The organism is Pseudomaricurvus alkylphenolicus, from assembly GCF_011683955.1.
GTDB lineage: Bacteria > Pseudomonadota > Gammaproteobacteria > Pseudomonadales > Cellvibrionaceae > Pseudomaricurvus > Pseudomaricurvus alkylphenolicus.
On the sequence record NZ_JAAQPI010000015.1, the window covers coordinates 140,855 to 161,012 of the forward strand.

14 protein-coding genes are annotated in these 20,158 nt (G+C 54.2%); 8 read left to right on the top strand and 6 right to left on the bottom strand.

Annotated elements, in window-relative coordinates:
• Positions 1 to 169: 169 nt before the first annotated feature.
• Positions 170 to 1,453, top strand: a complete 1,284-nt coding sequence (locus HBA55_RS28780; protein WP_240946346.1) for an Nramp family divalent metal transporter — start codon at positions 170 to 172, stop codon at positions 1,451 to 1,453.
• A 23-nt stretch (positions 1,454 to 1,476) separates the two neighbouring features.
• Positions 1,477 to 2,046: a hypothetical protein gene (locus tag HBA55_RS28785; RefSeq protein WP_166998633.1), complete on the top strand. Its 570-nt coding sequence runs from the start codon at positions 1,477 to 1,479 to the stop codon at positions 2,044 to 2,046.
• 7 nt (positions 2,047 to 2,053) lie between these two features.
• Here HBA55_RS28785 and HBA55_RS28790 read toward each other — a convergent pair whose 3' ends face one another.
• Both HBA55_RS28790 and HBA55_RS28795 read right to left on the bottom strand, forming a co-directional pair.
• Complete coding sequence (locus HBA55_RS28790; protein ID WP_166998635.1) at positions 2,054 to 4,948, bottom strand: EAL domain-containing protein; 2,895 nt, start codon at positions 4,946 to 4,948, stop codon at positions 2,054 to 2,056.
• A gap of 128 nt (positions 4,949 to 5,076) precedes the next feature.
• Positions 5,077 to 6,597 (bottom strand): hybrid sensor histidine kinase/response regulator, encoded by a 1,521-nt coding sequence (locus tag HBA55_RS28795; RefSeq protein ID WP_166998637.1) that lies wholly within the window; start codon positions 6,595 to 6,597, stop codon positions 5,077 to 5,079.
• A 235-nt stretch (positions 6,598 to 6,832) separates the two neighbouring features.
• Between HBA55_RS28795 and HBA55_RS28800 the strand changes: the two genes are divergently transcribed.
• The 3 genes from HBA55_RS28800 to HBA55_RS28810 all read left to right on the top strand — a co-directional run bounded on the left by HBA55_RS28800 (position 6,833) and on the right by HBA55_RS28810 (position 10,992).
• Positions 6,833 to 7,633, top strand: a complete 801-nt coding sequence (locus HBA55_RS28800; protein WP_166998639.1) for an IclR family transcriptional regulator — start codon at positions 6,833 to 6,835, stop codon at positions 7,631 to 7,633.
• 111 nt (positions 7,634 to 7,744) lie between these two features.
• Positions 7,745 to 8,947: a 3-oxoadipyl-CoA thiolase gene (locus HBA55_RS28805; RefSeq protein WP_166998641.1), complete on the top strand. Its 1,203-nt coding sequence runs from the start codon at positions 7,745 to 7,747 to the stop codon at positions 8,945 to 8,947.
• Positions 8,948 to 9,018: 71 nt separating this feature from the next.
• A complete protein-coding gene (locus HBA55_RS28810) occupies positions 9,019 to 10,992 on the top strand; it encodes a 3-hydroxyacyl-CoA dehydrogenase NAD-binding domain-containing protein (protein ID WP_166998643.1) in 1,974 nt (657 codons plus the stop codon).
• Between the two features lie 28 nt (positions 10,993 to 11,020).
• Here the strand turns inward: HBA55_RS28810 and HBA55_RS28815 are convergent, their stop codons facing one another.
• From HBA55_RS28815 to HBA55_RS28830, 4 genes are all read right to left on the bottom strand, one after another.
• Positions 11,021 to 12,037 carry an adenosine deaminase gene (locus HBA55_RS28815; RefSeq protein WP_166998645.1) on the bottom strand — a complete coding sequence of 339 codons (1,017 nt, stop codon included), beginning with the start codon at positions 12,035 to 12,037 and terminating at the stop codon, positions 11,021 to 11,023.
• 99 nt (positions 12,038 to 12,136) lie between these two features.
• Entirely contained in the window at positions 12,137 to 13,942 is a 1,806-nt protein-coding gene (locus HBA55_RS28820) for a PHA/PHB synthase family protein (protein WP_166998648.1), read from the bottom strand.
• 75 nt (positions 13,943 to 14,017) lie between these two features.
• On the bottom strand, positions 14,018 to 15,199 hold the full coding sequence (locus HBA55_RS28825) for an MFS transporter (RefSeq protein ID WP_166998650.1): 1,182 nt from the start codon (positions 15,197 to 15,199) through the stop codon (positions 14,018 to 14,020).
• On the bottom strand, positions 15,196 to 15,999 hold the full coding sequence (locus HBA55_RS28830) for an SDR family NAD(P)-dependent oxidoreductase (protein WP_166998652.1): 804 nt from the start codon (positions 15,997 to 15,999) through the stop codon (positions 15,196 to 15,198). The genes HBA55_RS28825 and HBA55_RS28830 overlap by 4 nt, the downstream gene beginning before the upstream one ends.
• 173 nt (positions 16,000 to 16,172) lie before the next feature.
• Between HBA55_RS28830 and HBA55_RS28835 the strand changes: the two genes are divergently transcribed.
• The 3 genes from HBA55_RS28835 (at position 16,173) to HBA55_RS28845 (ending at position 20,154) form a co-directional block, all read left to right on the top strand.
• On the top strand, positions 16,173 to 16,886 hold the full coding sequence (locus tag HBA55_RS28835; RefSeq protein ID WP_166998654.1) for a helix-turn-helix transcriptional regulator: 714 nt from the start codon (positions 16,173 to 16,175) through the stop codon (positions 16,884 to 16,886).
• A gap of 130 nt (positions 16,887 to 17,016) precedes the next feature.
• Entirely contained in the window at positions 17,017 to 17,865 is an 849-nt protein-coding gene (locus HBA55_RS28840; RefSeq protein WP_166998655.1) for a molybdenum cofactor biosynthesis F family protein, read from the top strand.
• Between the two features lie 45 nt (positions 17,866 to 17,910).
• The gene (locus tag HBA55_RS28845) at positions 17,911 to 20,154 is read left to right on the top strand and encodes a TonB-dependent receptor (RefSeq protein WP_166998657.1); all 2,244 of its coding nucleotides are present in this window, start codon (positions 17,911 to 17,913) and stop codon (positions 20,152 to 20,154) included.
• Positions 20,155 to 20,158: the final 4 nt, after the last annotated feature.

The window sequence follows — 20,158 nt, forward strand, 5'->3', positions numbered from 1 at the left end:
CTCGCGTGGAGATTCCCTCCCCTTGCCACCCTCTCAACCTCATAAACCGACGCAAATATTTGAATTTCCCAACATTTGGCCAATAAACCCATGAGAACGCAGGTTCGCACAAATAATTAAACAACATCCGTCGAGTTAGATAGACGAACTGCGATTCAAGGGTATCTGTATGCAATCTCAACAAAAAACTGCCTGTACCACAGCACCACTTAATGGCGTCTCGCCACTGGCGCAGCTTAGCGCCCGACTGCGCAATCTCGGTCCGGGGGTGATGGTGGCCGCCGCCATTATTGGACCAGGCACCATTACTGCTTGCACCCTGGCCGGTGCCAACTTCGGTTATGCACTGTTGTGGGCATTGGTTTTCGCCACCTTGGCTACCATTATTCTTCAAGAGATGGCCGCCCGCCTGGGAACCATCACCCAAAAAGGGTTGGGAGAAGCCCTCGCCTACAGCCTGAGGGACTCCTTGCTTAAATGGCCCCTCTTTGCCTTGATCTCCGTCGCTCTGTTTGTGGGCAATTGCGCTTACGAAGCGGGCAATTTGACCGGGGCCGCACTTGGTATTCAGGCCTTGACCGGTGAAGACCCGCACTGGTATCGCCTCTCTATCGGCGCCATTGCGCTGGGCGCGGGATTTGTACTCTGGCGCGGCAACTATCAACAGATCGAAAAAGCACTCCTGACCCTGGTGGTAATCATGGGGCTGTCGTTTATTACGACTTTCCTGGTGGTTAAACCTGACTGGTCCGCTCTGTTTAGTGGGCTTTTGACTCCGACGATTCCCGCTGAAGGATTGTTTACGGTTGTTGCCTTAATCGGAACCACGGTTGTGCCTTACAACCTGTTCCTGCATGCCTCTGCCGTTAAAAACCGCTGGCGCGGAGAACAGGCCCTGGGTGAAGCACGCGCAGACACCTACCTCTCTCTCAGCTTTGGCGGTCTTATTGCCATTCTGGTGGTGTCCACCGCGGCGGCCAGCTTGTTTGGCAGCGGTCTGGCCGTCAGGGGCGGAGCCGATATGGCCGTTCAACTTGAACCCCTGTTTGGCAGCTACGCCAAGTATCTGTTGGGCATTGGTTTTTTCGCGGCAGGGTTGAGCAGCGCCATCACGGCGCCACTGGCAACCGCCTACGCCATGTCAGAGGTGTTGGGTTTTGGCAAGAGTAATCAAACCGGTCGTTTCAGAACCATTAGCATGGTGGTATTGGTGTGTGGCAGCCTACTGGCAATGACCGGCATCAAGCCGCTGACAATTATACTCTCCGCTCAGTTTGCCAATGGATTGCTGTTACCTATTATCACCGGCTTTTTGTTGTTCGCCATGAACCAGAAAACTCTTTTGGGCAAGTACACCAACGGCCTGCTGGCCAACACACTTGGGGGCGTGGTGCTTTTGGTGTCTGTGGGATTAGGGGCCAGGTCTATACTCAGTGCCTTGAATATTTTGTAGCTGGCGCAACCGGAAGTATGCATATGATGGATTCCACAGCGCATCGTAACGCGAGCATTGTACGAACCTACATTCGTGCCAAGGATGACAACAAGCCTCACTTGGCTCGACAAATTTTCAGCGCCTCTTCTTTTGTAAGAGTAAGCTGGGACCGCTCGCTGTTGCCCTACCCTTCGGAACTGATAGGAGCGGACGACATTACCACGTTGCTCTGCCAGGAATTCAACCAACGTTTCGAGAATATCTATACGTTCTGCCTTTCCCATCCACCGGACAACACGGGCTCCAATATTTTCCACTGCCCCTGGTTAACAACAATGACCGCCAGGAAAGGCGCCGAAGTCTATGTGGGGTGCGGTACCTACGAATGGTTGTTTACTTACAATGAGTCCGCCAAGGTCAACCAGCTGGCCATTAGCACGGACCATATGATCAGGCTGAAGCCACGACACCAGAACGAAGTCCTGGATTGGCTAGGGCAGGCACAATACCCTTGGGGAAACGTGGGAGAGCTACTGGGGACCATGCCCCGTCTTGAATCACTGATCGCCATTCAGGATTGGTTGCACGGCCAAATGGGCGGACAACAGTAACTGATACTCAGTCTCCACGCAAAGGCACCACCACAGCATCTCCACGGCTTGCGATCCCCAACTTCTCATTCAAGAACGCCAGATACTGATCCAGGGGCATAGGCCGAGCTCCGAGATACCCCTGATAAGAATGACAATAGCGTTCGCTCAAGAACACCAACTGTTCCTCAGACTCAACCCCCTCCGCAATCACATCGACACCGAGATGCTGCGACATGGACAGAATCGTCTCAACCACCGTCACTCCCTGAGGGTCCCCGGGCACCTGATCCACAAATGACTTGTCCACCTTAATCTTATCCAATGGCAGCCGGCTTAAATACCCCAGTGACGAATAACCGGTACCAAAATCATCGATCGCGAAACTGATTCCCATGGCCTTCAGGTCACGGATAATATCCACCGCGTGATCGATATTCTGGACCAGAATACCCTCCGTCAGCTCAAAACACAGATGCCGGGCATCCACCTCATAGCAGTCAACAATCTCCTTCACAGTTTTTACAAAGCCATTGCTGTGAAACTGCAGCGGGCTGATATTCACCGCAAGTTGCAACGCCTGCCGCCCGCAACTATGTGCCTCCACCCGTTTTAGTTGCTGACACGCCTTTTTCAACACCCATTCACCGATTTCGACAATAATGCCATTCTCTTCGGCGGCAGGAATAAAATCTGACGGAGGAATAAAACCCTGCTTGGGGTGCCGCCAGCGAATCAGACATTCCGCCCCGACAGGTAACCCGGAAAGCACATCAAGTTGTGGCTGGAAATAGAGCTCAAACTCCTCCAACTCCAATGCCCGCCGCAGATCGTTGCGCATCAACAATCGACGATCCGCCATATGCTGCATATCTTCCGAGAAAAACCGAACCACACCGCGACCGGAATCTTTCGATTGATACATTGCCGTATCCGCCTGACGCAATAAATCAGCAAGATTGTCGGAGTCGGAGGGGAAGAAGCTGATACCGATGCTCACACTGATGCGCAGCGTATGCCCTTCAATACAATAGGGCCTGGCGATATCGGCTATGATGCGCTCACCCAATTGTCGGACTTGCTCTGCGGCTGCCGCCCTTGGATCCTCTTTGCAGTGCACCAGCAAGACAAATTCATCTCCGCCCAGACGAGCTAAGGTATCCTCTTTACGAGTATGCTGCGCCAAACGCTGAGCCACCTCATATAGCAATTTGTCCCCTACCAAATGACCAAGAGAATCGTTCACATCCTTAAAATGGTCCAAGTCTACAAACAACAGAGCGCCAAGGTGGTTGTGACGCTGTGCGCTCGCAAGTGCCTGCTCAAGCCGTTCATTCAGCAAGCGACGATTGGGCAACTGTGTCAGCTCATCATAGTAGGCCAGCTGTTGAATGCGCTGCTCCGCATTCTTACGCTGGGTAATATCTTCAAAAAAGGCGATGTACTGAGTCACCTCACCGCGCGGGTTCTTGACCGCAATAATGGTTTCAAACTCGGGGTAAATCTCGCCCCCTTTGCGACGATTGTAAATCTCACCTTTCCAAACACCCTTGTCGCGAATATCCGACCACATTCTTGCGTAAAACGCTCTGTCGTGTTGGCCCGATTGGAACATATTGGGATTTTTACCCAACACCTCATGGGGCTCATAGCCGGTGATATCCGTGAAGGCCTGATTGACCTTCACAATGCTACCCGTAGCGTCAGTGATCACAATCGCCTCATGAGTATTAAAAGCGGCAGCGGCCAGGCGCAGGTCTGCCTCGTTTTTCTTGCGCAAGGTAACATCCCGCAAGAACACCAATACCCGACCGGCCTGGTCACCGCTACCCTGCTCATACTTGGCAACCGCATCAATCCAGTGGACATTGGCGGCTTTATCACAAAGACGAAATTCCAGGGATCTTTCTTTGCCCGGTTTCGCCAGTATTCGACGCCACAGCGCATACAAACCCTTGCGATCTTCCGGATGACAGAGCTCCAGCCAGACCTCCGCGTATAGTTCGTCTTCGGTGTAGCCACTGATATCGGTAAGCACCCCGTTCATTTCCTGAATGCGACCTTCCGGATCGATCACCAACATACCCACCACACCGCTTTCCAGATAGGCCTGCAGGCGTTCGTGGCGACGATTGATATCCTGTTTAAAATTATTGGCAGATGCGGCGAATTGATTGACGGCCCCGGCAAGCTTGACGATTTCACGCCCTCCGGTTTCGGGCAAACGTTTATCGTATTCCCCCGCTGCCATACGGTCTGCCCATTTGGCCAGCAACGTCAGCGGACGTGTTATGGTTCTTCGCACATAGAACAGGAGCGCCAACAGCGCCAAAGAACCAACCCCCAAGACCAACACCAGCTGCATCTGCAGCTCCTTGCGCATTTCGTCTGAAAAACGGGTGAGATCATAAAGCACGAAGGTCACACCCACAGAGCCCGCATTGGAACCTGAGCGGTGAGGAGGAATGGCTTGCGGAAAGTAGGCACCGATACGCAGATTATTTCCGTCGATGTGAGTTATCAGTCGGTTTTCCTGAATTGCTGCGTTTGCGCTGCGAGAGTCAAACTGTGGAGGTAAAGCCGGTATGATACGATTGCGCACCAGACGCTGATCGCTGGCCTGAACACTCATATCGTCATCCACCACCACAGCCCGCAGAATCTCATCAACCTTGGAAAATGCCGCCAGATGATGCTCTGCCGCATCCCACCCATAGAGCGCCAGCACTTCGTCCACCTGGGGTTGCAACACATGCATATCCCGTTCAATCAGGTGCAGAGTTCGCTTTAGCATCATTTTGTGATTGCGGTAGTCGGTACCGAGCATCACCACCGTGTAAGTGGCGAGAGAAAGGAGAACTGTGACCAATAAAAGAGAAGTGGTTAAGGAAAGATGGCGAAATTTGGTAAAGCTAAAACGCATGTGGTGGTACCGACCTGATCAATCACATTCAGTACCCGGAAAGTTTATTGTCCTTGTGAGTTTTGCGGGCATATAACTTTTTGCATATTACCTATGCCTACAAAGAGGTACTTTGACATGGATCAAGATCAGAGACTGATACCGAGCAACGCCTTGCGAATAAGCTCGTCCAAGACGACGCGGGTTACGGGTTTACCATAATGTCCGTCCATGCCACAGCGTAAGGATTCGCTGTGAACCTCTTTTTCGATATTGGCCGTAATGGCTACAATGGGGATTCGATCCCAACCCAATTCCTTTTCGTGCTTGCGAATCATGCGCGTGGCTTCGTGTCCTGATATGCCCGGCATTTGAATGTCCATCAGGATCAGATCGTACTTGGTATCGCCGCGGATGTATTCGCCCAACGCCTCCACGCCATTTTCCACCACCATGGAATGGAATCCGAGTTTTTGTATTAAACGATCAACTATCATCTGTTGGGTGGGATTGTCCTCCGCCACCAGTATGAAATACTCGGTCTCGTCTTTAGGCAGGTCGAGCCCCCCTGCATGTTCGGATCTTTGATAGCTGGATTTCTCGTAGGGCAACTCAAAGGTGAAAGACGCTCCCTCTCCCGGTGCGGAATCCACGTAAATGTGCGCATGTTCGTTGCCACTCATTATGATCACGCACTCCAATGCCGACGCCAACCCCAGGCCGATGCCGCGTTTGGTGCGAGTATCGCACATATCGCCGAGTATGAACGGCCTGAAGATAATGTGCTGATCACTCTCGGAAATGCCACAGCCATTGTCACTCACCCGAAACCGCAGCAAGCGATCTTCCACAATGTCACAGTTGACATTCACCTCACCACCATCCGGGGTGAATTTGAGGGCGTTCTCGATTAATTGCAGCAGAGCTTGTTCCAGCAACAGCGGGTACCCCCGCACCGGCGCCGATTCGCTGCCGAAGGAACACTCCAAGTGGAACTTCAAACGGCGGTGGCCCTCCAGAATACTGCGGTTGGCCTTTGAGGAAATGGAAAACATTGTCTCTGCCAGATCAAAGTTCTCTCGATTGTAAGACTGGGATTCCGTGCTGCTCAGGCTGAAGTAATTAACAATGTCGGAGAGATGGGTTTTGAGCTTGGAACAGGATTCGGTGTGCAGGCTGAGAATCTCGCGGCTGCTGTCGTCCAGCAGTGCTTCGCTGAGTTGCTCGTTGAGCCCCTGCATGGAGTTAATCGGAGTCAGCAACTCGTGAGTGATGTTGCGGGTAATCTTGCGTTCAAGATCACTGACCTTAGGGCTTCGGGGACGGTGAGACAGCTCAAACGGAAACGGCACCTTGTTGTATTTTATCACGTAGAAGTCGCTGGCCTGGACCGGCTCCATAGACTCGATGTAGAGATCACCAAAGTCGCGGTCAATATGCTCGGCCGACTGAGAGTAGACCCGCTGGCCCGCGTCCAGGATCAGGGAGGCGATCTCTTTGGCCGATACCAGCAGGTAATCTTCGATGCCCTCCTCGGCTCTGAGCATGGAAGACATACACAACAAATCGGCCTGACGGCTGGTAGTATCCAGTTCCCAAAGACTGGTGAGTTCGTGGGCCTTCTCCATGGCCAGCATGATGCCGGTTAGCACATCGTCCAGATCACTCATGGCTTTCCCCTTTTGCGCAAAAAAAGGTGGAGCTGCAATTACAAATATAGATGCTATTCCATGAGGTTCTTAGAACAGAACGCGCTATCCAGAGGACTGTGAGCTACACTGTTCGTCTTACCGCATTGTTCACCCTTCTTTAGAGGCATCGAGCGATAATCTCGGCAGACCAGGCAACAAACTCCGGCCAAATCCTGTATGATCAGCGCCAATTAGCCGGCAACTGACAACTTCTATGAGCACCATCAATGGCCTTCCACGCGATCGCGAAGACACTTCGGAACGCAAATTTATCGAAGCACTGGCCCGTGGCCTGGATGTTTTGCGGGCGTTCCAGCCTGGCGACGGCTTTCTCGGCAACCAGGAGATCGCCGAACGTACCCAATTGCCTAAATCCAGCATCTCCCGGCTCACCTATACCCTGACCAAACTGGGTTACCTCACCTATTCCGAGCGCTTGGGCAAGTACCAACTCGGCAGTGGTGTGCTGGCCCTGGGTTATGCCTTTGTGTCCAATCTGGCCATCCGCCAGGTAGCCAAACCCCTGATGCAGGACCTGGCCGAAGCCACCGGTACAGCGGTGGGGCTGGCGGATCGGGATCGCCTGGAAATGATCTATGTGGAATATCAGGCCCCCGAAGAGGTGCGTACCTTTCGCATGGAGGTTGGGGACCGGGTTCCCATTGCACAGAACTCCGCGGGGCGGGCCTATCTGGCCGGGCTGAGCGATGAAGAGCGGGAATACCTGGAGGGCTATATGGAGCGCAAGGCCGGTGACCAATGGCCGGTGCTCAAGGCCGGAATCGATGAAGCGGTGAACAGTTATCGGGAGCACGGCTACTGCTACTCATTTGGAGATTGGGACCGCGATGTGAACGGCGTGTCTGTGCCCCTGGTGATGAGCGAAGGGATCATCTACGCCTTTAATGCCGGCGGTCCTGCTTATCGTTTGTCACCGGATTATCTTCGCGAGGAAGTCGCCCCACAGCTCAAAAACATGGTCCGCAATATCGAAGCCATGCTTATCCGCTACTGACATTCAAACGTTCGTTTTTAAGCCTCTCGCTTTTAAACCAAAGTTCCGCAGAGTGGAACTGAAGTGCTACTTCTGATATAAAGTGCCCCTGACTTTTCAGGAGGTAGCCCCATGTCCGAAGCTTATATCTACGACGGTGCCCGCACACCGTTTGGTCGCCACGGCGGTAGCCTGGCCCCTGTTCGCCCTGATGACCTGCTGGCGCGGGTGATTGAGGCGCTGGTGCAGCGAACCCCGTTTAACCCCGATCAATACGAAGATGTGATCATCGGCAACACCAACCAGGCCGGTGAGGACAGTCGCAATGTTGCCCGCCACGCCGGTTTGATCTCCGGCCTGCCTGTCAGTGCAGGAGGCTTGACCCTTAACCGCCTGTGTGGCTCAGGCATGGCAGCCGTATTAGATGCCTCGCGTTGCATCAAGAGTGGCGAGGGCGAGCTGTTTGTCGCCGGTGGGGTCGAATCCATGAGCCGTGCGCCATTGGTTATCTCCAAAGCCGCCAGCGCCTGGGATCGCGGCCAGGAGCTGGCGGACTCAACCATGGGCGCACGCTTTACCAATCCCGAAATCATTTCCCGCTTTGGTGGCCACACCATGCCCCAAACCGCTGACAATGTGGCGGCGGATCTGAATATCGACCGCGACACCTGCGACCTCTTTGCCCTGGCATCCCAGTCCAAGTACGAGGCCGCTCGCGAAGCCGGGTTCTTTGAACCGGAAATGATTGCCATCGAAGTTTCCCAGGGGCGCAAGCGACCGCCTGTCAGTGTCGATGCCGACGAACACCCCCGCCCTGCCACGCAATTGGAAAGTCTCGCGAAACTACGCTCACTGTTTGAGGGCGGGGTTGTGACCGCCGGAAATGCATCCGGTATTAACGACGGTGCCGCGGCACTGATCCTGGGCAGCGAAGCGGCAGGCAAGAGCGCCGGCATTGAACCTCGCGCCCGAATCGTCAGCGCCGCCATTGCCGGAGTAGAACCCCGCGTGATGGGACTGGGCCCTGTGCCGGCCACCCGCAAGGCATTGCAGCGCGCGGGTTTGACCCTCGCCGATATGGATGTGATGGAGTTTAACGAAGCTTTTGCCGCCCAGGCGCTGGGTTGCCTCAAGCAGCTGGAAATCGCCGCCGATGATCCGCGGGTGAACCCCAACGGGGGCGCAATCGCCATTGGTCATCCACTGGGTGCCAGTGGCGCGCGGATTGTTCTAACGGCGTTGCGCCAGCTGGAACGTACCGGTGGACGCTACGCCCTGGCGACCATGTGTATCGGTATCGGCCAGGGTATTGCGGTCATTATCGAGCGTCTGTAAACGCGTGCCGGCAGAACGTCCATACTTAAATTCTGGTAACGCGCACGCGGTATGAATTCAGGAGAGTAATTGTGTCCATTGTTAGCTATGAACTGATCGACAACATCGGTGTTATCCGCCTTAACTATCCACCGGTAAATGCGCTTTCGCACGCCCTGCGTGTGGGTGTGATTGAAGCTGTGCAGCAGGCGCAGGATGACGCCAGTGAGATTCTGGTGCTGATGTGCGAAGGCCGTACGTTTATCGCCGGGGCCGATATCCGCGAGTTTGGCAAACCGGCGCAGGATCCTTCCCTGCCCGATATGCTGGAGCAGCTGGAAAACTCCGGCAAACCTATTGTGGCGGCCATTCATGGCACTGCTCTGGGCGGAGGTTTTGAAACTGCACTGGCGTGTCATTATCGCTGCGCAGTCAAGAGCGCCAAGGTCGGGCTGCCCGAAGTAAATCTCGGACTCTTGCCCGGTGCCGGGGGTACCCAGCGGACACCCAGGTTGGCTGGCGCCGAAGCGGCTTTGGATATGATTACCAGTGGCAGTCCGGTATCGGCAGAAAAAGCCCTGGCACTGAACCTGGTCGACCGGGTGGTGGAAGGCGATCTGCAGGAAGCGGCCATCGGCTACGCCCGAGAGCTGCTGGAGCAAAATGCCCCTGCGCGTCGCGTCCGGGATCTCAGCGCCGAATCTGCCGAACCGGAACTGTTCGACCGCTACCGCAAACAGTTGGCAAAACGCAAACGCGGGCAAATCGCTCCGCAGCATATCGTGCGCTGTGTAGAAGCCGCAGTCACCCTGCCAATGGACGAAGGCCTGGCACTGGAACGCAAGCTGTTCCTGGAATGTAAAGCGTCTCCTCAGTCAGCCGCCATGCGTCATATGTTTTTTGCCGAACGCGAAGCTGCCAAAGTAGAGGGGCTGGCAAAAGACACGCCAACACGGGACATTAACAAAGTTGCCATTATTGGTGGCGGCACCATGGGCGGCGGCATCGCCATGAATTTTGCCAATGTCGGTATTCCGGTCACACTGGTGGAAATCAGCGACGAGGCCATCGAACGCGGCCTGGGCATTATTGACAAGAACTACAGCATCACGGTCAGCAAAGGCAAACTTAACGAAGATCAGAAACAACAGCGGATGGCGCTGATTCAGGGCACCACCAACTACGCCGATCTCGCCGATATGGATCTGGTGATTGAGGCGGTGTTTGAAAACCCCGATCTGAAGAAAGAAATCTTTAAGAAGCTGGACGCCAGCTGTAAGCCCGGTGCCATTCTGGCAAGTAACACCTCCTACCAGGATATCGACCAGATTGCGGCGGCCACATCACGCCCGCAAGACGTGCTGGGCATGCACTTTTTCAGCCCCGCCAATGTCATGAAGCTGTTGGAAATTGTTCGCGGAGAACACAGCGCGGACGACGTTATCCAGACGGCCATGAAACTGGCCAAGACCATCGGCAAGGTGCCTGTGTTGTCCGGCAATTGCTACGGCTTTATTGGAAATCGCATGCTCAAACCCTATGGCAGTGAGGCGCAATTGTGTCTGCTCGAGGGCGCCACTCCGGCACAGCTGGATGCAGCGATGCAGAACTTCGGTATGGCCATGGGCCCATTGGCGGTAGGCGATCTGGCCGGCCTGGATATTGGCTACAAAGCTCGCGAGGCGCTGACCGAAGAACAAAAAGGCGACCCCAAGACCTTCTGCATTCCAGACGCCTTGGTAGAAATGGGACGCCTGGGCCAGAAGAGTGGTGCCGGTTACTATCGTTACGATCCCGAAACCCGTGCACGCCAGCCTGATCCGGAAGTGGATGAACTCATTGCTGCCAAAGCGGCGGAGTTTGGCATTGAGCGCCGTGAACTCAGCGACGATGAAATTGTTGAACGCCTGACCTCTGCCCTGGCTCGCGAAGGCGAGAAGATATTGGAAGAAGGCATCGCCCAGCGCCGCAGCGATATCGATGTGGTCTATGCATTTGGCTATGGCTTCCCGGTGTATCGCGGCGGACCGATGTTCTACGCACAGCAAACTGCCGCTGAAGGTTAAACGTCGCTATCACAGGTATCCCGTTGCTTTAGCCGGCAACGGGATGTGTCAACACATACTCGTCAAGCGCATCCAAATAGGATTGTTTCTCCTCTGCACTTAAAAAACTCGCCTCAAACCCATTACGGGCCAATTGCACGATTTCACCCACACTGAGGTCCAGGGCGGCCTGAATGGCCTCATAGTTATCATTGAGTTGCCCCCCAAAATACGCCGGATCATCCGAGTTTACCGTCACTAACAGACCCTCACGCAGTAACCGGCCGATATTGTGCTCCGACATGGTTTGGTAGACCTTAAGAGCGGTATTGGATAGTGGACATACCGTCAGGGGAATTTGCTGTTCGCGAAGATGATCCACCAGAGCGGGATCTTCGTCACAGCGCACGCCATGATCGATCCGCTCCGCATGCAACAGCTTCAGAGCCTGCCAGATGTAGTCTGCCGGCCCCTCCTCCCCAGCGTGGGCGACGCAACGGTAACCCTGTTCTCTGGCGAGATCGAAAACCCGCTGAAACTTCTCAGGCGGGTTACCCGCCTCACCGGAGTCCAGACCCACACCTTCGATCCACTGGCGGTAAGGCTTGGCATGCTCGAGGGTGTCCAGGGCGGAGTCTTCGTCCAGGTGACGCAGGAAACACATGATCAGTTTGGAACTGACACCAAAGCGTTTGCCGCCTTCAACAAGAGCAGAGTGAATACCTTTGATAACGGTGGAGAAGGCCACGCCCCTGTCGGTGTGGGTTTGGGGATCAAAAAAGAGCTCCAGATGCCGGACCTCTTGATAAGCCAGCTTTTCCAGATAGGCCCAAGTGAGATCGTAGAAATCCTGCTCCTCGATCAGTACCTGCGCGCCCTGGTAATAGATATCCAGAAACGATTGAAGGTCGCTGAACCGGTAGGCCGCCCGGACCTCTTCGACACTGGCGTAGGGCAGCTCGATATGATTGCGCTTGGCCAGCGCAAACATCAGTTCGGGCTCCAGGGTACCTTCAATATGGAGATGCAGCTCTGCCTTGGGCAGATTGGCAATAAAGTTCTTCATCCTGATTCTCTCTGTGCGGTCCGCCTTGGTTTTCAGGTTTGGCCTTGTGTTAATAACCTTAGGCCAGGCACCGAGGCAGACGCAAGAGAGAATCAACAATCAGCCAAATACGTACTGGCCGGGCGCATCCTGCAGAGGTTTATAGCCCTTCTTGGTGGCGCCCATGGCAGGCGGCTTGCGGGAGCCGCTTATGCGCTGGTCCAGCCATTGATTCCAGGCAGGCCACCAGGAGCCCTGAGTGACCTCCGTCGCTTCAAACCAGTCATCGCGCGCAACAAAATTGTCATCGGCGTTAAACGTTGACAGACGGTAGCGGCGACGGGGATGCTCGGGGCCGCAGGCGATACCGGCGTTATGGCCACCACTGGTGAGACAGAAGGTCACAGGACCACCCATCAGGTGATTGATCTTATACACCGACGCCCAGGGCGCCACGTGATCAGTTTCCGTACCCACATTGAACACCGGCACGCGAATATCCGCGAGGCTGATGTTCTTGCCATTGACCTTAAAATTGTTGGTGGAGAGTTCATTGTTCAGGTACATGCTGCGCAGGTACTCGCTGTGCATTTTATAGGGCATGCGGGTACCGTCGGCGTTCCAGGCCATCAAATCATTGAGTTTCATGTCCTTGCCGAGCAGATAGCGGTCCACCGCCGGGCCAAATACCAGATCATCCACCCGCAGGTGAGCAAAGGCACCACCCATGTTCTCGATGCCCAGGTACCCCTGTTTCCACATCAGTTTTTCCAGGAACATCAACTGGGATTCACTGATAAATTGAGTGATTTCCCCGGCCTCGGAGAAATCCACCTGGGAGGCAAACAGAGTTATGCTGTTAAGGCGATCATCCTCTTCACGAGCCATCAGTGCTGCTGCGATGCTGAGAATAGTGCCACCGAGGCAGTAGCCCACCGCGTTGAGTTTGCGATTGGGACACACGGCATTGGCCGCAGCCATGGCTTCGAACAGACCATGATTGAGATAGTCCATAAACGATACGTCGCGGTCTTCTTCACCCGGGTTCTTCCAGGAGATCAAGAATACGGTTTTGCCCTGCTCCACCAGATATTTAACCATGGAGTTTTTTGGAGACAGATCAAGGATGTAATACTTCATGATCCAGGGCGGGACTATAAAGACCGGCTCGGCGCCAACGTCTTCCGTGGCAGGCTGATATTGAATCAGCTCCAGCAAATCGTTTTGATAAATCACCTTGCCCGGCGTCACACCCACGTTTTCTCCAACAACAAAATCGCTCTTGGGTGGCTCCTGCCCAAGGGCTTTGCCAAAGGTGTCACTCATGAAGTTCTTCCAGCCACGCACCAGATTCATGCCACCTTCTTCCATGGTGGCTTTGATCACATCCGGATTGGTCAACGGAAAGTTGGACGGTGAGATCGCGGCCATAAATTCCGTGGCCATAAACTGCACAAGTTGTTCGTGTTTGCCGGTAATGCCCTCAACATCGGTGGTGGCCTCTCGCAACCAGGCTTTTTGCAGTTGGTGCAATTGTGCAAGCACATTGAATGGCCACTTTTGCCATTCTTCACCGGAATATTTACGCTCGGTCGTCATTGGTGCCTGAGTATCCGGATTGACCGCCGCCTGCATGCCATAAACGCAAATTTGCGAGAGACCTTTAAAAAAGCTTTGCACCAGCGTTAATTGCTTGCCGGGAGAAATGGCAAGGTGCGAAACCCAGTCCAAATAGGCCAATGCCATCTCCAAAGGCGACGTGCCCTTAAACGCTTTGGCAATGGCACCTTTGAATTCATCGTCCAGGCGTTGGCTATCCCAACCGGAGGAATCGGTCCACTTGGAAAATAAACTGGCGAAGGGGTTATCGCTGTCGAATAAACTGTTATCGAAAAGGTTTTGATCGGCGGTATTGCTGGTGCTCATAGTCAGAAATGCTCGCTTACATCATGGGTGCGCGCACATTACCACAGCTATGTTACCGGAGCTATGACTATATAGTCAGATTGCGCTCATCATAAAGTCGGAGCCCTGACGCCGACGCAGATCCAAAATAGGTGGAGCAATAAAACACAAGGCAGCGGCCAGAGAAACAACGCCCAACCAGATCGCATTGCCAAGATCCTGGTCCTGAATCAACTGAACAGCGACGGCCGGCCCCATGGCCAATCCAACCATTTGCGCGGAGGTGGCATTGGTAACAACCTTTCCGCTTAGGTCAAGACTGGCCATAACACCTAACAAATAAGGATGCAGCAGGTTCCAGGCAAAGTTGTACACGCAAACGGCAACAACAAATGCCGACAGGTTTTGCAATTGAAATAAAAACAACAGAGGTACGATGCCGCCCAAAATTCCCAGACAAACAGGGCCCAGCCTGCCATAACGTGTTCCCACTGTCGCGGCTCCCAGAGCCGCGGCAATGGCAAGAAACTGAGACAACGACAAAGCACTGGCAACCTGTTGCTCGGAAAACCCCTTAGAGGTGCCGATTAAAAACAGGTACGTCCATACGACTCCCTGCCCGAAGAAATACAGAAACATTGCCAAGACTGCAGCACTGCGCATGTGTCGTGAGCTGAGAACCGATGTACTGACTGCGGACACTTCCTCCGGCTCTGCGCGGTTCGGCAAGTAGTCCACTAACGGTAATACACTGCCCCCCAGAAGTGCGAAAAACAGAAACACCCCCTCTGATCCCACTGCGCTGGCCGCGACGGGCAACAGCCACATGCCCAGCGCCCCATAGCTCAACAGCGCGGCGATCATCAAACCAAAGTTTCGATCCGGTCTGGCACTGATGCCGAGCACCGTAAAACCGATGGAGATCAATGCGCCACACCCCAGGCCTGCCACAAAACGACATAATGCCAATGCCTCCCAGCAAGGCATCAGTACACTGGCGAGATTGCCAATGACGATAAACACCGACGCCACGCGCAACATTCTGCGCCATTGGCAACGACGCATCAGCACCGTCAAGGCCAGTGTTGCCAGTGCAATCCCCCACATTTCCGCAGAGGCAATATAGCCCGCAGCACGCGTCCCAAACCCCAGGTGTGCCACCAGCATCTGGACAAATGACGGCTGTACGATAAACACGGAGGGACCGACGATATTGATATAGATCGCTACCAGTAAGGGCAGATTCCGACCGTTGAGGGTGCCGCTTGTGCGATTCATAATTGAGCCTCAAACGCCAGGGTTCCCACATCCACCGCTTGACCACCCCCGTCGGCCAGTAGCGTTGTGCCTGTGACAAAGGAAGATCGCTCAGACGCCAGAAACTCCGCGCAGTCGGCAATTTCCTCGACCTCCGCCATCCGCCCAAGAGGCAGAAAACGGGTGACCTCACGGGTCGCCTCTACCACACTGATCCCCCGTTTGCGGGCGAGCACTTTCATTTCTTCATCGCTCATTGGCGTTCGCACCCAACCCGGGCAGAGGCTATTGACCCGGATACCCATGGGACCATAGTCCACCGCCAATGAACGGGTTAGTCCCAGAACCGCAGTCTTGCTGGTGACATAACTGCTTACCCCTGGCCCGCTGGCCATTGCGGCAACCGAGGCAACGTTAACGATGGCTCCGGCTCTGTTCTGTTCCATGGCAGGCAGCACTGCCCGCGCCATATTCATTACGCCAGTAACGTTAATATCCAAACTGCTCTGCCACTGCGCGAGATCCTGCTCCGTCACACTGCCTTCAAACAAAACGCCGGCATTGGCCACCAGGATGTCCAATCCGCCCAGACATTCGATGGCTGATTTGACCGCCGTCTGGCATTGCGCATAATCGGCAACATCACAGATGCAAAAATGACAGCCTATTTCTTCTGACAGCCTCTGCAGGGGTTCACGGCGCCTTCCTGTAATCAACACGGCGGCCCCCACCTCCACGAAACGGCGTGCAATCGCTGCACCAATGCCCGTACCACCGCCGGTAATCAGTGCCTTCTTGCCTTGCAGTGTTTTTGCTGTCATTCGTTGATCCTCACGGCGGTGTCAGTCTGCGAGAAAGTATATGTGGCTGTGATTTCACACCGCCATCCACCAAAGGGTTGAGACGCAAAAATTGATTCGGTTGATTTTCCCTCTACGCTTGGCTACCGTGAAAAGGACCTCGGCTCGGGCATCCACTATGGTTGAAGGCGGCTATGTTTAAAAGCAAGTACAAATCCACCGACTTCCCTCATCGCTTCCAGGAAGAGAGCCTGGCATTGGTGAACGGCCTGCTGCCGTTAACCTCGTCGGCGTTTTATCTGGTCGACCCCAATATGCACCATAAGGGCATCGTTCTTCATGGTATCGAGCAGGAGATGGACCAGGCCTATCGGCTTCACTACAAGGACTTGGACCCGGCGCACCCGGCCCGCTACCAGAAGCGGAAAGAAAATTTGGTGTGCCTGGAGAACATCATGTCCACCTCCACCCTGCATAATACGGTTTACTATCAGGAGTTTCTCAAGCCCAGAAACATTGAGCACGTCACCGATTTATTTTTCCGCCAGGAAGACCGTATTATCGCTGTGTTAACCATGTTGCGTGATGCCAGCCTTCCGGCCTTCAGCCCTGAAGAGTTGCAAACACTGACGGTCACGCAACGATTTCTGGAATACGCCATCAATACCGTCTATTTGCCAGAAAGAGCGTCCCAACGAGCCACCATCACTGATCGCTTTGAACTCACGGATCGAGAATTGGATGTACTGGAATGGGTGATTGCCGGTGCTGAGAACAAGGTAATCGCCCGAGAACTGGAGGTAGGGCTGGCGACTGTAAAAACCCACCTCAATCATATCTATGCCAAGGTTGGTGTCTCTTCCAGAACTCAACTGTTGTCCCGCGTGTTTGCGGAAATCGGTCACTGACTCACTGCCCCACGACTCTTAAATCTTCGCCTATCAACCCTTTGGTGGATAGGCACTGCCGCCCCACTCCTCCTAAGCTGTAAGCCTCATTCACAACCCGCGGTGAACGCGGCTACAGACGGGATTAACTATGAGTGCGGAACAGAAACTTTCCAGCGAGTGGATTCAGGTCGGCGAACTGGTCGACGGTTTTGGCGGCAATGAGCTGCAGCCGACGTCAGAGCTGTCCGGCAGGAGCCTGGATTTGCATTTCGACAATCATTTGGACAACGATTCAGACAAAGGCTGGATCATCCAACATCGTTTTCTTTCACCAGATACACTCGAATGGGAAGTAATAAACGGCGAAGGACAGGGGCAAACCTCTATTGATGAATATCGGGCCACCAGTCTCAGACCGGGTATTGTGTTGGTGGACTTTATCAAAAACAGCGAAAGAGCCACTTCCGTCAGCCTGGTGTTGGACCTTAACCGGGGCATTTTTACTGCCATTATCGGTACACTGCCTACTGAGGAGGCAACTAATCTCGCCGTATACAGTCGGGTACTCAAGGGCCAAAGCCTGACCCCCGTCGACACGGTGTTTATGCACGGCTCCATCGATACTCCCGTCTCAGACTCGACGCCTGTTCATCAACAAACCACTGATCTGGTGGGCAAAAGTGTCCTCTACGATTACGGTGAAGAAGACAGCTACGAGCACCATTACCTCAATCCCAATCTCTATACCTGGCACTGTGTAAAAGGCGCGGAATCGGGCCTTGCTGATACCGACAAGTGTCACTACTACAAAGTGGACGAAGAGCTGTATCTGTTCGTCTGGCGGGAAAAAGTCATCCCCACACTCGGTGTGATAATGGTGGACTTCAACAAACGTAAAACCACTGGCAAGCTGTTTGGTTACAAATCCTATGACTTCGGTGAGCTTTCCAACGGGCCGGTGGGCGCACATCTCACCCTATTGAACGATGCCCGCTGATCACTCAACCCAGAGACAATAATCAATAAGCGAGGAGAGTCTCCCATGCACATCACAAAGAAAGCCCTGCTGGCAAATGCCATTGCCGTATCCTTATCCGCCGGTTCCGCAAACGCGCTGGTGCTTGAGGAGGTAGTCGTCACGGCCCAGAAGCGTGAACAGAACCTACAGGATGTGGGAATTTCTGTGAGTGCCTTTAACGGCAATCAGCTCAAAGAGCTGGGCGTGGGCAACACTGTGGATATCACCCAACAAATTCCAGGTCTGCAGTATCAGTCGTTTACGCCCGCCTTCACCGCGTTGAATCTACGCGGAATTTCCCAGAATAACTTTCAGGACAATCTGGAAGCTCCGGTCGCGGTATACGTGGACAATGCCTATATAGGCAGCATGAATGCGATCAATGGCCAGCTGTTTGATATGGAACGGGTCGAGGTACTGCGAGGTCCTCAGGGAACACTGTTTGGTCGCAATGCCACCGGCGGGTTGGTTCACTACATTACCAAGGGTGCCAGTGATGACGAACTCAATGGCTATCTGGAAGCGTCAATCGGCAGCTTTGATCGCTACACGCTCGAAGGCGCTGTTGGCGGTGCCATCAGCGACAGTGCGCGCGGACGTCTTGCCGCTCGTTGGGAACAAGCTGACGGTTATGTGGAGAATCAGGTGGGGGCCAGAGACTCTCACGGCGCCGACGGCCATGCGATTCGAGGATCGCTACAGATCGACTTAAGCGACCGCCTTGTGGCAGATCTGACCCTGGCCTACTCGAAGGACGATGACGTGCCTACCGGCACCTATGTGATCTTTGCGGCAGATGTAGACGATCTGGGCTTGGGGTTTCCTGAGCAGGGCATCCCTGCTCCAGCGCCGCACAAAGATTTTTCGGACGGCGGTTACTTTGATCGGGAGTCCACCAATGCGACACTTAAACTGACTTGGGACGTCTCCGACAATATGGAGCTGGTGTCTATCACCAACGCATTGTCATTGGATAAATTTTATCTGGAGGACGCGGATGGCACCGTCTCGGCAGACACCGGAGCCCTGTTCGAATTCTCCACCAAAGCGGATTACAGCCAGTGGTCCCAGGAGCTGCGTTTGTCGGGAGAAGGCGACGCCCTGCGCTGGCAGCTCGGCGCATACTACCTGTCTATCAGTGCGGATCTGGTTTCCAATGTCACCGGCAATGTGCTCACCGCACCTGTTTTCAACAGCACAGACAGCACCACCGATTTGGATTCTCGCAACTGGTCTCTGTTTGGTCAGCTGGAATACGATCTGACCGAGCAGTTGACTCTGATCGCCGGTTATCGTTGGTCACAGGATGACAAGGACATCCGTTTCCAGAATGTTTCAGATGATCTCAACCCCGATGGCTCCGACGATGGTATCCCGGCCATACTGGTGTACGAGCTGAGCGATGGTGTCGAATACGATGCCCGCAGCGGATCGCCTGTAACCACAATCCGCGCCGGTGTTGATAACATTGACTACGGAGACTACGCGGCGCGCCTGCAACTGGACTATCGTCCTGACGAAAACGTGCTTGTGTTTGGCGCCTACAACCGAGGTATCAAGGGCGGCAACTGGTCTCCCAATCGGGACGTAAGCATTGAAAACTTCAAGCACGATGAAGAAGTGCTGCACGCCTGGGAACTGGGCACCAAGCTGGATCTGCTCGATGGTCTTGCCCGCTTCAATGCCACAGTGTTTTACTACGACTATCAAGACTACCAACAGTTTTCTCTGCTCAATGCCACACCACAGGTCGTTAACCGGGACGCCACCAACCAGGGGGGAGAAATCGAGTTATTCCTGACCCCCGCCGAGGGCTGGGACATTATCTTTGGAGCTTCGTTTATTGACTCTAACGTAGAAGGTGCCCCAACGGCGTTTGGCATTGATCATACCGATGTGGAATTGCCCAACGCTCCCAATTACAGTTACAACGCTTTGGTACGCTACGCCTGGGATGCGCTGGGTGGCCGCATAGCCGCGCAGGTTGATGGCGTATACAACTCAGAGCAGTTTCTGGAAGGAACCAATAACGGCCTGGCCGAAGAAGATGCGCACTTCGTTGGCAATGCCAGCCTCTCTTACACCAGCGATTCAGAAACCTGGAAAGTGACCGGCTGGGTCAAGAATCTGACTGACGAGGAGTATCGTCTGTACAGCCTGGATTTGGGTATCCTGGATGCCTTTATTGGCCAGGGCGCGGGGTTCGGTCAGTCCGTATATGCTCAGCCGAGAACCATGGGAATCACCGCCTCTTACTCGTTTGATTAAGCCC

Coding starts and splice junctions, on each gene's coding strand:
- HBA55_RS28780 (WP_240946346.1), top strand. CDS start 170: ATGCAATCTCAACAAAAAACTGCCTGTACCACAGCACCACTTAATGGC.
- HBA55_RS28785 (WP_166998633.1), top strand. CDS start 1,477: ATGATGGATTCCACAGCGCATCGTAACGCGAGCATTGTACGAACCTAC.
- HBA55_RS28790 (WP_166998635.1), bottom strand. CDS start 4,948: ATGCGTTTTAGCTTTACCAAATTTCGCCATCTTTCCTTAACCACTTCT.
- HBA55_RS28795 (WP_166998637.1), bottom strand. CDS start 6,597: ATGAGTGATCTGGACGATGTGCTAACCGGCATCATGCTGGCCATGGAG.
- HBA55_RS28800 (WP_166998639.1), top strand. CDS start 6,833: ATGAGCACCATCAATGGCCTTCCACGCGATCGCGAAGACACTTCGGAA.
- HBA55_RS28805 (WP_166998641.1), top strand. CDS start 7,745: ATGTCCGAAGCTTATATCTACGACGGTGCCCGCACACCGTTTGGTCGC.
- HBA55_RS28815 (WP_166998645.1), bottom strand. CDS start 12,037: ATGAAGAACTTTATTGCCAATCTGCCCAAGGCAGAGCTGCATCTCCAT.
- HBA55_RS28820 (WP_166998648.1), bottom strand. CDS start 13,942: ATGAGCACCAGCAATACCGCCGATCAAAACCTTTTCGATAACAGTTTA.
- HBA55_RS28825 (WP_166998650.1), bottom strand. CDS start 15,199: ATGAATCGCACAAGCGGCACCCTCAACGGTCGGAATCTGCCCTTACTG.
- HBA55_RS28830 (WP_166998652.1), bottom strand. CDS start 15,999: ATGACAGCAAAAACACTGCAAGGCAAGAAGGCACTGATTACCGGCGGT.
- HBA55_RS28835 (WP_166998654.1), top strand. CDS start 16,173: ATGTTTAAAAGCAAGTACAAATCCACCGACTTCCCTCATCGCTTCCAG.
- HBA55_RS28840 (WP_166998655.1), top strand. CDS start 17,017: ATGAGTGCGGAACAGAAACTTTCCAGCGAGTGGATTCAGGTCGGCGAA.
- HBA55_RS28845 (WP_166998657.1), top strand. CDS start 17,911: ATGCACATCACAAAGAAAGCCCTGCTGGCAAATGCCATTGCCGTATCC.